8 protein-coding genes and 1 other annotated feature are annotated in these 15,028 nt (G+C 62.5%); of the genes, 3 read left to right on the top strand and 5 right to left on the bottom strand.

Annotated elements, in window-relative coordinates; translation table 11 throughout:
* Window positions 1-3 precede the first annotated feature (3 nt).
* Complete coding sequence (locus tag U9J66_RS18010; protein ID WP_326338214.1) at window positions 4-1,899, bottom strand: hypothetical protein; 1,896 nt, start codon at window positions 1,897-1,899, stop codon at window positions 4-6.
* 229 nt (window positions 1,900-2,128) lie between these two features.
* Here U9J66_RS18010 and U9J66_RS18005 point away from each other — a divergent pair, with 229 nt between their 5' ends.
* The gene (locus tag U9J66_RS18005; protein WP_326338213.1) at window positions 2,129-3,814 is read left to right on the top strand and encodes a TIGR04141 family sporadically distributed protein; all 1,686 of its coding nucleotides are present in this window, start codon (window positions 2,129-2,131) and stop codon (window positions 3,812-3,814) included.
* A gap of 661 nt (window positions 3,815-4,475) precedes the next feature.
* The gene (locus U9J66_RS18000) at window positions 4,476-6,575 is read left to right on the top strand and encodes a DUF262 and DUF1524 domain-containing protein (RefSeq protein ID WP_326338212.1); all 2,100 of its coding nucleotides are present in this window, start codon (window positions 4,476-4,478) and stop codon (window positions 6,573-6,575) included.
* A 474-nt stretch (window positions 6,576-7,049) separates the two neighbouring features.
* On the opposite strand, the gene U9J66_RS17995 is transcribed toward U9J66_RS18000, so the two are convergent.
* Window positions 7,050-11,903: a DEAD/DEAH box helicase gene (locus U9J66_RS17995; RefSeq protein ID WP_326338211.1), complete on the bottom strand. Its 4,854-nt coding sequence runs from the start codon at window positions 11,901-11,903 to the stop codon at window positions 7,050-7,052.
* A 252-nt stretch (window positions 11,904-12,155) separates the two neighbouring features.
* On the opposite strand from U9J66_RS17995, the gene U9J66_RS17990 reads away from it, so the two are divergent.
* Window positions 12,156-12,344 carry a hypothetical protein gene (locus U9J66_RS17990; RefSeq protein ID WP_326338210.1) on the top strand — a complete coding sequence of 63 codons (189 nt, stop codon included), beginning with the start codon at window positions 12,156-12,158 and terminating at the stop codon, window positions 12,342-12,344.
* A 20-nt stretch (window positions 12,345-12,364) separates the two neighbouring features.
* Here U9J66_RS17990 and U9J66_RS26085 read toward each other — a convergent pair whose 3' ends face one another.
* The 3 genes from U9J66_RS26085 to U9J66_RS17980 all read right to left on the bottom strand — a co-directional run bounded on the left by U9J66_RS26085 (window position 12,365) and on the right by U9J66_RS17980 (window position 14,591).
* Window positions 12,365-12,865 (bottom strand): IS3 family transposase, encoded by a 501-nt coding sequence (locus U9J66_RS26085; RefSeq protein WP_387609876.1) that lies wholly within the window; start codon window positions 12,863-12,865, stop codon window positions 12,365-12,367.
* Entirely contained in the window at window positions 12,835-13,638 is an 804-nt protein-coding gene (locus U9J66_RS17985) for an IS3 family transposase (RefSeq protein ID WP_442789860.1), read from the bottom strand. The genes U9J66_RS26085 and U9J66_RS17985 overlap by 31 nt, the downstream gene beginning before the upstream one ends.
* Window positions 13,399-13,510 (bottom strand) — a sequence feature (AL1L pseudoknot). (Overlaps the previous gene by 112 nt.)
* 353 nt (window positions 13,639-13,991) lie before the next feature.
* On the bottom strand, window positions 13,992-14,591 hold the full coding sequence (locus U9J66_RS17980) for a hypothetical protein (protein ID WP_326338209.1): 600 nt from the start codon (window positions 14,589-14,591) through the stop codon (window positions 13,992-13,994).
* Between the last annotated feature and the right edge of the window lie 437 nt (window positions 14,592-15,028).

The raw sequence follows: 15,028 nt of genomic DNA, 5'->3' as shown, positions 1-15,028 counted from the left end.
TTCCTATCCTGCTGGTGGTACGGTGAGTTTTACCGCTCCTGCGGCAACCCCGTTGATCATCGCCGACACCAGGTCGCCGGTCGCGACGAGGTGTTTTCGAAGCCATGCTTCGTGTTCGGCTGCGGCAATGAGCGCGTCCTCAAGTTGCTCGACAAACTCTGCGTCGACGATGGGCACGTTCCAGGTGCGCCACTCGTTCGCGTCGTCCGGTCTGCGGTTGATGAGGGCGGCCATGGTATGCGGTCCGATGCCGGCATTCGGTGCGATACGTAGCAGCCTGGATGGTGTGGCGATCAGTGAGCCGCCTACACCGTCGACGAATGCGGCTGGACGTGGACGTTCCGTGAAGACGACATCGCCGGGCTCGGTACGGGCCGCGCGCAGGTGGTGCTCGGCAGCATCGAATGGATCCAGGCGGAAGAGCTCGCCGCCCACGCTCGCCGAAAGCACACGCACGGAGCCTGTAGGATCCGCCCGCGTGGGGTCGAACCTACTGCCCCGCTTGACCATGATCCGCTTGAGCTGGCCGAGTTCACCCAAGGAATGTCGCCGCAGCAGCATTGAGCCGGGTGCGGCCTCAGCGAGGACGTCGAACGTTGGAACAGGGGCACTCGTGACCAAGGTGGCGGCGTTGATGCGCGTGAGGTGCTCAGTGACGTCTTTCGTGGCCAGCTGCGGTGCGCGGACGCCGCGCGGAACGACGGGAAGGCGTGAGCTGAGGATTTGAGTCAGGTTGTGTGGCCGAAGGTAACGGTAGGCACGAGCTTTCTCAGACTCGAGCGCTCCGGTGACATCGGAGGTGAGGTCGCCCAGTTCGAGCTCGTCAGTGGTCATAGCCGCGAGATCGGCCACGAGGGGACGCTCACGCGAGGCATCGCCGGTGCACACCCACAGGCCGAGCGACTGTCGGTACGCCTCCCGCCACAGCCCCCGAGGCAGACGGAGCGCCACAGCCAGCTTTCCCGGCCGCAAGGTCTGGGCCCGGTCTTGCTCTTGTTTTCCGCGCAGGTCGTCACACAGCACGGCCGCAGGACCGAGGATTACCGCGAGATCTGACGGCCCGAGATCGAGCACGAGATCGTCGATGGTGTCCAGCGCTTCCGAAGCTTCCACATCGACAACGGAGAGCACGTGCACATGCGGGCTCGTTCGCTCCGCCGTCATCGTGATCCCTCGAATGAAAGCTCGCCGACGCAAAGCCCTCTGTTTCGATGCGTCTCCTGCCACGATGAGGTGCCGAAAGTCCCTGACCAGCTCGAACATTAGCCGCGTTTTGTCGCTCGCGCCGCTGTGAAGCAGCGGTAGGCCATCAGCATCGAGATGGAGAATGCAGGCCTCCACGACGTGCCGGACTAGATCGATGGCCTCCGTCGTGAGATCACGCGCACCTGTCGAGCGGCCAAGGCGACCGTTCTCCAGCCGGTCCAACGCCTCAGCCGGACCGAAGGAGGCTTCGATAAGTTCGTCGGCGAAGATCAACGTGGCATGTGACGGCGCCATGGCGTCAACCTCACTCAGCAGGAACTCGTCGTGCTGGTCCAGCGTTGACGCCAGGTCATGCCGCTGCTGCGTTGTGGTCTCGGCAAGTTCAGTGCCGGTCCCGGTGGCCAGACACAGCAGAGTCACCAAATCCTCGAGCTTCGCCTCGTCAGGCACGCTGAGTGCCGGTGCGTCGAGATCTACTTCGCTGTTGTTCCCACGGCCAGTGCGCTGGAGCCACTCGACGATCGCGCTACGGTCGAAGTGCTCGACTCCACTGGTTCTGTGAACCGGGCTCGGGAAGGGGATCTCTTCGCCGCGCACGGTTGACCGCTTGCGCCACATGCTCACGACCGGGCGTTGCACACGGGCAAGGTCGGCGATGTCCTGCATAGTGAGCGTCTGTGTCGTGCCTGACATGCCCCTCCTCTCTCAACTCTGTCCAGACTAGCGGCATGACGGACTCTTCTTCGATTTGAGCTACTGATAAAGGGGCTTATCAGAGCTTCACCTTTATGAACATTCTTGAGCGGGCGTATGTTGCGGCTGTGCCCACAGAGGGGGAATGGCTCGCCGGACAAACGGTGGCGCCGCGCCGCCAGGCAGTCATGCGGGCGCACTCAGCGAACCGGCTTCCCCAGGAGTTGTGATGAACGATCCGGTAGGCGGCGCCGACCGCAGACGCCGCCTGTGCCCCACCCGAGACCTGACTCTGCACCGACTGACAACCGCCGTCGAGCCCACCTATGCGGGGATGCGGCATGCATTAGAGGAACAGTGCACCCGCGAAGAGGAGCTCAGCATCGAACAAATCTCGATCGATGGCCGAGCCGCGGTCGTAGCCCACGGCCAGCGCCGCGGATTGCAGGAGCCGGAGTGGCTCCGTGACGCCCAGCGCTCGACTCGCATGGAATTTCACCTGCGTAAGTTGAACCCTGCGGTAGTCGTACTCATCGCCGTGGACGACAGGGTGTATGCCTGGACTTACGGCGATGGGCACTATCTGATCCCCGACTCCCTCAAGGACCGCGGGTTCGGCCTACGCCTCGCCTCCCGGGCATGCGACCCCGAGGAGGTCACCAGCGTCCACCGGCGCCCGACCGACACTCCTGGACGTCGCGACTCCACAGTGTCCACCGCAGGGCTGCGCTGGCGCGACTTTGGCCTGCGCCCGCACCTAGACCGTGTAGACCGAATCAGCGCACGGAACCACAGCGGGAAGCTCACCCACACCAAGCGCACGGGACGGCGCCCGCGGATCCACTGCTCCAAGGGCGTGACCACCAAGTTCGGCATCGAGCCCGCCGACCTTGTGGCCGATATCCGACGCATCGCCGCGATCGAGCGGGAGGGGCAGCCCCACGAGGCCTTCGCCGACTTCAATGCCTTCCAGGAGGTCAATAATCCAGATGATCTGGAGCTTCTGAACCTGCTCTTGGACGACACCCTGGGTGGGCGTGGAGAGCTGGAAATCGCCATCGCACCGACCCCGCAAATGCTGGACGACCAAGAACGTGCTCGGTCTGTACGCGTACACATCGGCGGGGCGGCTGGCCCTGTGCGTGAGCAACTGGATATCGACGAGATTTGGTCGCGGCTGCGGGTGCAGCGACCCGGTACACGTGTCCAGGCGCTGCGCGAAGCAAAGCTCACTTTCTATCAGGACCGGATCGGGCGGGAGAAGCTGCGAAACTACACCAGCCTGCTTCCATGCATTGATGCACTCCTTCCGCACGGGGACCGCATCTACACGCTCACTGACGGCCACTGGTTCGAGCTCGGCGCCGACTATGCGGAAACCTTGCACAACACGGTGCAGCGGCTCATTGACAATGGCACGCACTTCCGGCTCCCCGACTGGGCCCGAGACCAAGCCGAGCCCGAATACGTCAAGAACGTCGCACAGGCTGTTCCTGGCATGATCGCCCTGGATCGCAAACTGGCAGGCACGCCCTTGCACAACCGCAACGGCGTGGAGCTGTGCGACCTACTGGGCGTGCACGATGAGCTGATCCTCGTCAAACAGGCCGGCTCCGCTGGCGCCCTCAGCCACCTGTTTGTCCAAGCACAGGCGGCCGTGGAGTCCCTCAATAACGAGGCCGATGCCCGAAAGTGGCTTCGCGATCGGGTCAATGCCGCCGCCCCCGGACGCGACCTGGGCGACGGCTGGCGTCCTCGCACAGTCGTTCTCGCCATCCGGCTCAAGACGCACCACTCACTGACGCCCCGGACTCTGTTCCCGTCCTCCCAGGTCGCCCTTGCCGCATTGGCGGAGGACCTCCACAGGCGCGGTGTGGAACTCCAGGTAACGAGCATCCCAAGCCGCCCAATGTAAAGGTGAAGCATCGCGGGAAGCCGAGGAAATATCCTGTACCACCTGCGCGAACGATAGCGGGTGCAGGCCGGACGCACTTCCGGTCCCTCAGCGGGCACCATCGACTTCCAAAGCTTCAAGGCCAGTGACCGGTCGTCCTAAATGGCTACGACGGCGCCACGAAGGTGCCCTGGATCAAACTGAAGTTGCTTCAGGGAGCTGACACCGGAGGGCTGGGTCCCACATCTGGGATGCACCCCGTGCCAAACGTTCCAGTGCACGTCCCGACACGGCACGGGGCGGCAGGGCCGCTGTGGTGCACCCGCGAGGGTGCATCACAGCGGCCAAGGACGTGCACCCCCAGGGTGCACACCTCCCAGCCGAACGCGGGGCAACGCAGCACAACCGAGCGCCAACTTCCCCCCTGCCTGCAACTTCTCGTATCACCGCAGGTCAAACCACTCCCCCACCAGCATTCAAGTCCCGTCACTCATCCAGAGCCTGAGGGCCCTGATCCGCTGGATCAGGGCCCTCCGGCGTTTCCGCCCCTCCGGCCGAAGCGCCCGCCGCACCACCTCAGGTCCGGAGAAAGCATCTGGAGAGCTCGGCTTCGCGGCCAAGGCGAAGCCGTGGCAAGGTGAGGGCACACATCCCCCATCAGATCAGAAGGATGCCCCACACCGTGAAGGCCTCTGAGACTCAGCTGCTCAAACTGCTCGCGAAGGGCAGTCGGTTCGTGATTCCGATCTACCAGCGCGCCTACTCCTGGACGGAGGACGAGTGCGATCAGCTCATGGATGACATCGAGCGGGCCGGACGTGATCCGGAATTGAACTCCCACTTCACCGGGTCGATCGTGCACGTGGAGAACGGGCTGTCCAACCTGACCGCGGAAGAGCCCAACCTGGTCATCGATGGCCAGCAGCGCCTAACGACGGTGACCCTGCTGATCGCAGCACTGGCCGCCGTGCTGGACGGGCTACCCGAGGGGGAACGCGAACCGTGGAAGGAGTTCTCACCTAAGAAGTTGCGCCACAGGTACCTGGTGAACAGCGAGGAGGAGGAAGGAAGCGACGAGTACTTCCGACTCCTGCTCAGCGCGAAGGACGAGGCGACACTGAAAGCCATCGTCGGCCGGACCGAACCGCCGTCCGATTCCTCAGAGAGAGTGCGACAGAACTTCGAGCGGTTCCGGGAACGGCTCGCCAAGCCCGGCAAGGACCTGGCCGAGGTCTGCCGAGGACTCGCGAAGCTGGTAGTGGTCGACATCCGACTGGACCGCACCCACGATAACCCTCAACTGATCTTCGAGTCGATGAACTCGACCGGCCGGCAACTGACCCAAGCGGACCTCATCCGCAACTACGTGCTCATGGGACAAGAGCCAAGGACACAGAAAGTGCTGTACAACAACTACTGGCGTCCCATGGAGACAGACTTCGCCCAGGCCGCTTATGAGAAGCAGTTCGATGACTTCGTACGGCACTACCTGACGGTCGTGACCGGGGAGATCCCCCGCTTCGGAGACGTGTACGGGGCGTTCAAGGACTACTCGAACCTCCGTCGCGAGCGCGGAGAGACAACCGAATCACTGGTCAAGGAGATGCGCTCCTACGCGTCGTGGTACTGCGCAGTCGCCTTGGACCACGAGGAGGACAAGGAACTCGCTGAGGCGTTCCAGGATCTGCGCGAAATCAAGGCGGATGTGGTCTACCCCCTGCTGTTGGAGCTTTACGCCGACTACAGGAACGGGACGTTGGACCGCGATGACCTGCTCTCCATCGTCGGTATGGTCACGTCCTACATCTTCCGCCGAGCCGTGTGCCGTGTTCCGACCAACTCCCTCAACAGGACGTTCAGCACCTTCACGAAGTCGATCGACAAGTCCCGATACGTCGAGAGTGTGCAGGCGCACCTAGCGGGGCTGACAAGCTACCGGTCGTTCCCCACCGACCAGGAGTTCACCGATTCTCTGATCAACCACAACATGTACAAGTTTCAGCGCAGGTCACACCTGCTGCGGAAGCTGGAGAACTTCGGGCGAAAGGAACGGGTATCGATCGAGGAGTACACGATCGAGCACATCCTTCCGCAGAACGAGAACCTCTCACAGCGATGGCGTGAGGAACTCGGCCCGGACTGGGTCGATGTCCGTGCCCGGCGACTGCACACCCTCGGCAACCTGACTCTGACCGGCTACAACTCCGAATACGGAGACCTCCCGTTCACCAGGAAACGGGACGTGAGGGGCGGATTCCGGGAGAGTCCACTCCGTCTGAACCAAGGGTTGGGGACCTTGGAGGCCTGGAACGAGGAAGCGATCATCCATCGGGCCGAGACATTGGCGGCCCAGGCCCTGGAGATCTGGCCGCGCCCGGTTCTGCCCGCGGATTTCCAACAGTCCGAGCCCCGACCTGAATCGGCCTACACGATCAACGATCACCCGCACCTGTCACGCCCCGTCCCCCGCGCCCTCTTCGAGAGGTTCAGGAGTGAGGTCCTCGCTCTCGACGAAGCCATCAGTGAGACGTTCCTGAAAAACTACGTCGCCTACAAGACCGAGACCAACTTCGTCGATGTGGTCCCCCAAGCCAAGCGTCTGAGGCTGACCCTGAACATGCCCTTCGAGATGCTGCACGACACCCGGGGGCTGGCCATCGATGTGACCGGCAAGGGCAAATGGGGGAACGGCAGCGTCCAGATCGACCTGACCAAGGACACCGACCTGGGCCAGGTCCTGGGGCTGGTACGGCAGGCCTACGAATTCCGAACCGCCGAGTAGGCCAGCCTAAGACCAGGGCACCGGGACCCGTGTGTCCGATGTCCGATACCTGACGTCTCGGCTCCTGGTCGTCGCCGACGCCTTCTTGCGAACCTGCCGGAGAGACCGGTCCCGAATATTCTGGTGAAAGTGCGCCCGTTGCTTTCGTAACCGATCGCTAGTGCTTTCGGGGAGCGGCCTGGTTTCCAGGCGCAGGCCGGGGCCGCCAGGCCGCGAGAGCGGAGGAGGGGGTGCCCCAGCTTGAGCAGACGTCCGGAGTGGCCTTCCCGGTAGGAGCTATATAAGGAGACTAGGAGTACTTCGAGATGGCCATCTTTCCCTACAGTGCCGCCATCTGTGATCCAAGCGCCCCAACCCATGGCACCTTCTCTTCCTCTCCTCCGAATAGACCAGTTTCCCCAAGGTCTCTCTCCAACTCCTGGAGGGCCCAGCCCGCGATGGGGCTTCCTCATCGCGGGCACGTTCCGGAGAGATCTAGTTCTTCAAAATCTCCAGTTCGGGCAAGCCTTCCACGATGTCCACCGTCTCCAGGCTCACCGTGACGATCCGGCCCAGCAGATCGATGATGTAGCGGGGGTCGTCCGACCAGTCGTTGGGGTCGTTGACGATACCGCTGTCCTTGTGAGTCTTAACCTGGTAGCGGTCGATGATCCACTCAATCGCCGAGCGGGCACCCAACTGGTACTGATAGGCACGCTCAGGGATCCCAGACACGGTTACTCGACTGTTGTAGATGATCGAGGACCGATCGTCCTTGCTCTGAAACTTCATCTTCTGGACCCGGTACAGCTCAACCAGAGGCGTGAGGGTGGGGCCGGTGACCTTCTCCTCCAACGCGTACGGCTGAACGTTCTCGTACCCGATGTGAAGCTTGGAGAGCTTACGCCCAGCTTCGGCGAAGTCGTGGAAGCCCGCAACTTTGGGAATTCGGGGAAGTGACTTTTTCAGGTCCGCCGCAAACTGGGAGCGGTAGTCCGGGGAGTGGAGAAGCCCGTAGACGTAGAAGAAGATGTCATCCTCAGTGACCTCGGACCCGTAGGTCTGACGGTAGTCCGCGAGAGCCTTGTTGGTGATGTTGTCGACCCGTTCCCAACCAGGCTCCTCACCACCACTGAAGAGGTCGTCCCCATTCCCGGTCTCCCGATAGGTGTAACGGGGGAAGAGAGGTCCGACACTCATGGTTCCAACCGCGTGAAGATCTGGCAACGTGTCCATCATGAGCACTGAAAAGGGTTCGTTGTTCCCAGTACCCGTCACATAGAAACCGAAGTTCTCCAGCTCAGGCGCGGGAAACATCGAGGGCAAGAGGTACACCATGTCGTTCAGACGCCGATCAAAGCAGACCCGCTGCTTGTTGAATGGCCGGTAGGTGCCCGTGAAAAGGTTCTCCTCATTGAACGAGTATTTCTTCCCGTTCTTCACTCCTGTCTTATCTGCCCGGTTCCAGCTGATCTTCTCGGAGTTATAGCTGATGAAGGACTCGACATCCGATGACGTGGGGTTAACGATCCCTGCCGCCTGGCTATGCTTCTTGAAGGTTTCGACCTGCAAGTTGTAGAAGTCCACCATGCGCCCCACGTTCTGGCGCAAATTAGCGTCATCGTAGCTGTAGACCCAGGCATCACGCCCGGTCTTCAGCCCTGAGGAATATGAGGCAAAGACCCCACGGTCGCTGTCCCGATCGCCGATCGCCCGGAACGTCGGGAACCTCGGGTCGCGCTGGTTGACCCAGTCTCCCTCAGCGCTTGGGGTGATCTTCTGCCAGGTGATCGTGTCCAGGTCACTCTCGTCTACGATTTTGAGTTTCTGCTCGCGGGTCAGGTAGTCACCGATGTCCCGGTACAGCAGCTCGCAGCCGTCCGACTTGCTGCCGTCCTTCACCAGGATCAGGATCGCCACCGTACTCCGGCTTCCCGAGCCGAAGACCTTGCCGCCCTCCATTCGAGACTGCTCCCCAGCGGTGCGCTGGTTTCCACGCAGGTTGAAGCAGTAGATGGTGTCGAATTCTTCGGCCAGGCTCTTGCGTAGGCCATCAGCGGTGTTCCCGTCAATGTATCCGCCGTTGGAGACGTAGGCGATAACCCCGGTGTCGTTGATCCGGTCCGAAGCCCAGCGGATCGCGCGGATGTAGGAGTCGTACAGGGAGTTCTTGTTCTGAGCACTGGAAAGCGCCGCATAGGTGTCAGTGATACGACCATCCAGCACCGGGTACTTCTGGTTCTGGTTGTTGTCGTTCTGGCTCGTCTGCCCCGACGAGTACGGCGGATTCCCGATCACCACCCGCAGTTCCTGGCCCTGCTGTCGGGTGGCCCGCTCGCTGTTCTCGCCCAGCATGCTGCTCTTGATCGCCGCGCCCAGGTCCTCCGACAGTTGGAAGGTGTCCGTCAGCACGATCCCCTCGAACGGGGTGTAATCGCCCTCGTGCCGCTCGTGGAAAGCAGCCTCGATGTTGACTGCGGCGATGTAGTACGCCAACAGCACGATCTCGTTCGCGTGCAGTTCCTGGGTGTATTTGCGGAGCAGGTCCTCGGACTTGATCAGCCCCGACTGCAGCAACCGCACCACGAACGTGCCCGTCCCCGTGAACGGGTCGATGATGTGCACACCCTCCCCGGACAGGGTCTGGTTGAAGTGCTTGTACAGCGCCTGGTTGGTCGCACGAAGGATGAAGTCAACGACCTCCACCGGGGTGTACACGATCCCGAAAGCTTCGGCGGTCTTGGGCAGCGCCGTCTTGAAGAACTTCTCGTACAGCTCGGTGATGACCCGCTGGCGGCCCTCGTGGTTGTCGATGCCTTCCGCACGCTTGCGCACCGAGGCGTAGAAGCCCTCCAGGGCCTTGGCCTCGCTGCCGATCGACTCATCCTCCAGGATCTGGAGGATTTCGTCCATGGCCACCGACACCGGGTTCTGCTTGGAGAACGCGTAGTCGCCGAACAGCGCGTCGAACACCGGCTTAGTGATCATGTGCTGGGCGAGCATGTCGATCGCTGACTCGTGCGTCACGCCCGGGTTCAGGTTGGCGCGCAGCTCGACGACGAATCGTGCGAAGGCCTTGCCCTTGTCCGAGGCCGGGTCGGCGATCGCCACCTTGATCCGGGAGACGTGCCGCTCGGCGATCTGTGCGATGTCCTTCGCCCAGTCCTCCCAGTAGTGGCGCTCTCCGACCTTCTCCACGATCCGGGTGTAGACGGCCTCCTGGAGCTCTTCCACATCCCAGGAGAGCATGGTCTGCTGGAACTGCCCCGCGGTGTCGCTCTCCGCCTGGCCCTCGACGCCCTCACGGGTGCCGTCGAAGTCTTCAGCACCGACCACACCCACCATGATGTTATCGGGCTTCTTCTTGTTGAAGTCGATCTGGTTGACGGTGGCGTTGAACCGGTCGTCGTGGGCACGCAGAGCCTGGAGCACCTGCCAGACCACCTTGTAGCGCTGATTGTCTCTCAGCGCCTCCTCCGGCTTCTGGTTGCTGGGGATACCCACCGGAAGGATGATGTACCCGAAGTCCTTGCCGTCGGCCTTGCGCATCACCCGGCCCACGGACTGGACCACGTCCACCACCGAGTTACGCGGGTTCAGGAACAGCACGGCGTCCAGGTCGGGGACGTCCACGCCCTCGGACAGGCAGCGGGCGTTCGACAAAATCCGGCAGTTGCCCTCGCCCGGGTCGGCCTTCAGCCAGTCCAGCAGCCGGTTGCGCTCCATAGCGTTGAAACCACCGTCGACATGCTCGACCTCGCAACGGAGTCGGGGTTCCCCCCGATCGTCCCGTTCCTTGTTGACAGCATCCACGACTGTGCTGAAGCGGCTCTGGATGCTCTTGGAGTCGGCGATGTTACGTGCGAAGGCCACTGCGCGCTGCATGGGCGCCTCACCGGACCTGAAACCCTGCCCCTCCGGGGTCTTACCCGCCCGCTTGGCCAGGCCGTTCCAGCAACCGATGATGCGCGCGGCGTCATCTATGTTGAGCTCACCGTCCTGGGACATCTGCTCCTGGAGGGAGGCAGACAGGAATTCCTGGTCGATGTTGAGAATCAGGACCTTGTAGTCGGTGAGCAGGCCCTTCTCCACCGCCTCGCCGAAGCCCAGTCTGTGGAATTCTGGGCCGTAGAGGTTCTCATCGTCCATGGAGCACAGGACGGCGTCCTTGGCCTTGGCCGCGGATTGGGTGTCCTCGTTGAACAGGCGCGGGGTGGCAGTCATGTACAGGCGAAGGTCAGCCCGCAGGTAGTTGTTGTCGTGCACCTTGACGAAGTGCGATTCGCTCGTCCCGGCCAGGGTCACCCCGGTGGTTCGGTGCGCCTCGTCGCAGACGACCAGGTCGAAGTCGGCCAGCCCGGCCTTCTGCGCTTCGTGGATGGTCTGGATGGACTGGTAGGTGGAGAACACCACCTGCAGGGCACCGTCCGCCGGAACCCGGGTGGTAACCGCTGAGACGGCTTCGACCTGCTCCACCAACTTGGTCGCGTTCGTGGTTGCGGGCAGGGCCAAGTCCTGAGAGCTCAGATCCTGAAAATCGTCCGCCTGGTTCTTCTTACTGACCTTGGTATCTGAGCACACGGCGAAGCTGCGCAACAAAACCTGGCACTGGGCCGACCACTCGCGCAGAGTCTGGGACAGCAGAGAGATCGAGGGCACCAGGAACAGCACCCGGGTGGGCTCCCCGTCCTTCTCCGCTGCCTGCTCCCTGGCAAGCCGTTCGGCAACCTTCAGTGAGGTGAAGGTCTTGCCTGTGCCGCAAGCCATGATGAGCTTGCCACGACTGTGTGCGGTGAAACCATCGAAGACCGCTTCGATCGCCTCGACCTGGTGCGGGCGGGGCTCCTTGGGCGGGATGCGGTGCAGGTCCCACGAACCCTCAAGTTCAGTGGCGAACTGCGGGAAGATCCAGGACCAGCCGATGGGGCTCGCATCGATCTCGCTCAAACCGATCACACTGACCGGGATCTGCTGTTGGCTGGCGACTTCCTTGGCGTTGGGACCCCACTTGTCCGTAGTGGAGATGATGAGCCGCTCGGTGAAGGGAGCCTTCCCAGATGCGCTGAAGAAGGAGTCGATGTCAGGCTTTTGCACCGTGTGCTGCGGCTCGTAGAACTTGCACTGGATGGCGCAATAGCCACCATCGATGGTCTCGGCGACCAGATCGATCCCAATGTCCTTCTTGTTTCCCGCCGCGCCAGGCCACTCAGTCCATGACCATACCTGTGTGAAGCGCTGAGCATACAAGGGATCATGGGTCAGGTAGGCAACCATCAGCTTTTCGAAGCGAGAGCCGCGCTCATGATTCGAAGACGAGTGCTGGCGGATGGAGTCGATGATGTCGTGCACTGAAGTCGCCACTGCGCCTGATTTCCCGCTTCCGTCGGCAGCGCTTGATGCGCCGTGTTTTCTGCCCGCTGGAGCCTGCTGTCCGAAGCCGGGGATCAGCCTAACCGTACCGGTGGAACCCGGACCCAGGGCTCCGGGTTTCACTCGATCTCTGGTGGTCCCGGGCAGCACCAGGATTACCCGGGAAATCAGCGTGGAGGAAGTGACTCCTGTGCAAACCTGTAGGTCACTCCCCCAAGAAGGCGAGGTGCCATGAAACCCCTCCACGCCGCCGATCTGCACATCGGCAGTCCTCTACGTGGCCTGGACCGCTACCCGGGCGCCCCCGCCGAACAGTTGTGCAACGCCACCCGCAATGCTGTCGACAACCTCGTCGCTATCGCTCTAGAAGAGGAAGTCACCGCGGCCCTGCTGGCTGGGGACGTCTATGACGGCTCCTGAGACAACTATCGGACCGGCCTCTACTTCACCGAGCAGATGCACCGACTGCGTGAGGCGGACATCCCGGTCTTCATGATCTCGGGTGACCACGACACCGAGAACAAGATGACCAGGAAGCTGACGCTGCCCAACAACGTGCGCCGATTCTCACCGGACGGACCGGAGAGCGAGATCCGCGAGGACTTGGGGTTTGCCGTGCACGGGCAGTGTCTCGTATCAAGGCTCGAAACCAACGCTTCGCCTTCTGTTGACCCGGCCTGCTGCCGGTAGAAGCCGTCCTCGAACTCCGCCGGCGGGACCAAGCCGATCTCGCCGCGCAGACGACGGGGGTTGAACCAGTCCATGTACTCGGCCACCGCGATCTCCAGATGGTCAAGGTTCCTCCACGGGCCCCGGTTGCGGACCAGCTCCGCTTTGAACAGCGAGTGGAACGCCTTAGCCAGAGCATTGTCATAGGAATCCCCGGTGGACCTGGCCAAGGCCACCACACCTACCTCGGCCAGGCGCTGGGTATAGCGCACCGCGAGATACGGCACCCGCGGTCGGAGTGGTGGACCAGCCCATCGATCCTCCGGCTCACATGGGACCGGTTCCACACCACCATCTCCAACGCATCCAGGGCCAGGTCGGTACGCAGCGACTTCAACACCTGCCAGCCCACCACCCGGCGGGAGAACACCTTGATCACGAACACGGCGTAGCCCCACTCGGCGAAGGTACGGATGTAGGTGATGTCGGCGAGCCACAACCCGTTCGGAGCGTTCGCGGTGAAGGCGCGCTCTACCAGGTCCGGTCGGGTATTGGGAACCGCGCCAGGCGCGGTGGTTCGAGGGCTCCTGCCGCGGGTGATGCCGCGCAAACTGGCTTGGCGCATCAGCCGGTGAACGGTGCAGCAGGCCACCCGGTGGCCCTGCCGGTTCAGCTCAGCGTGGACCCTGCGCACCCCGTAGACGCCGTAGTTATCAGCGTGCACCTGGTGGATCTTTTCAGTGGTGGCCTCATCGGCGCGCGAACGCAGCGACGGAGCCCGGCTCTTGGCCGTGCAGTAGGTGGACGGGGCGACCTGCAACACCTCGCAGAGCGGCTCGACCCCGAACTGGTGCCGGTACAGGTCGATGTAGGCCACTACCTGGTGTGGGCGGACGAGTTCCGCCGCGAAGAAAGCCGACGCTGACTTCAGAATCGCGTTCGCCCGCCGGAGCTCGCACACGTCGCGCTCGAGCGCGGCCAGACGTTGGGCCTGGACGGTGGTGGTTCCGGGCCGGTCTCCGGCGTCGACCTCGGCCTGGCTCACCCAGTTGCGCAGGGTTTCGCGATTGATGCCGAGCTGATCGCCCCGGGGCGCGTGGCCGGGTTCCGGCGGGCCTCCACGACCATCCGGGTGGCACGCTCGCGCAGCTCATCGGGGTACTTTCTCGGTGCGGGCATGTCTCTCATCCTTCCCAGGTTTGAGAGCCTCCATCACACCCGGCACGAGACATGGACTGGGGTGAGATGTGAGTCACTTCCTGTAAACCAGGGATCCTCTCCCTTTCCTCCCGGGCGTGCAGGTAGATCAGTGCCGCCTTGGAATTGGAGTACCCCGTACGCTCCGTCAGGTTCCGCATCGGTGTCCCACTCCCTCGTCCGCCATCACGCACCAACTCGTTAGCTGTAGTCATCAAAGCAGGCAGCCACTGTCTTGCGCAGGCCAGAGAAATCAGTCTCCATAGGCTGAAGCCGTAAGAGGCTCGAGAGAGTGATTGTCTTCTGGGTCAGGCAGTGTTCGTCCAGGACTCGGGTGGTCAACACGAAGAAGGTCCACTGACTCAGGTCGAGAGGGTCGAGACTCTGCTTGTCCTTGTGATGCAGCAGGCAGAAGACGTACACGTCAGCGTGGCGAAGCACATCGACCATCTGAGAGCCAGTCTGCGCATCCCAGCCTGTGGCCGGGGCTATGGAGAACGCGATTCTCGACAGCGTGTCCTGCTTCCACGACTGCAAGTACGCCGCCGACTTCACCTCGACCAGCCACTGCTCGGGCGTTCTGACATCGACGGCGTCCCACTCGGTGCGAACACCAGCAGCAGCGCCCAAGGCCGTGGCCACGAGGTACTCGGCCAAGGTACCGCGCATGGTGTTGCCGACCAGGTCCGAACATGCCCAGCTCCAGAAATCACCAAGAGTGCCGATATCCTCACCATCGGCCAAAATCGGGTCTTTGCCGCTTCGTCGGTTGATGTCCAGCGGACCGAGTTCAGTGACCATGTGCTTCTCCAGCAACGACGGTAAGGGGTTCTTCAGAATGACAGAAGGGACTGACAAATCGCGCTAAAGACTGTCAGGGTGAATCTGAGGCAACGTGAGTGGCACACCATGACATTGAGAAAATTCAGCAGGTGCACCGGACGGGCCAACGGCGTGCACCCTGGGGGTGCACACCACCCAGCGCAACGCGGGGCAACCCGGCACAACCAAGCAGCCGCCTCCCCCACGACCTGCAAATTCTCACATCGTCGCAGGTCAGACCACTCCCCCACCAGCATTCAAGTCCCGTCACTCACCCCAGAGCCGGAGGGCCCTGATCCAGCGGATCAGGGCCCTCCGGCGTTTCCACCCCCTCCGGCCGAAGCGCCCGTCACGCCCCTCCGTCTCGGAAGGCCGGGCTCCCCCTCGTGACATCCCGCGTCCGCCGTCCCTATACT

The sequence above is a fragment of the Nocardiopsis sp. LDBS1602 genome (assembly GCF_035818715.1).
In the GTDB taxonomy this organism is placed as follows: Bacteria; Actinomycetota; Actinomycetes; order Streptosporangiales; family Streptosporangiaceae; genus Nocardiopsis; species Nocardiopsis alba.
Note: the sequence above shows the minus strand (reverse complement) of the source record. Positions and strands in the feature narration are given on the sequence as shown.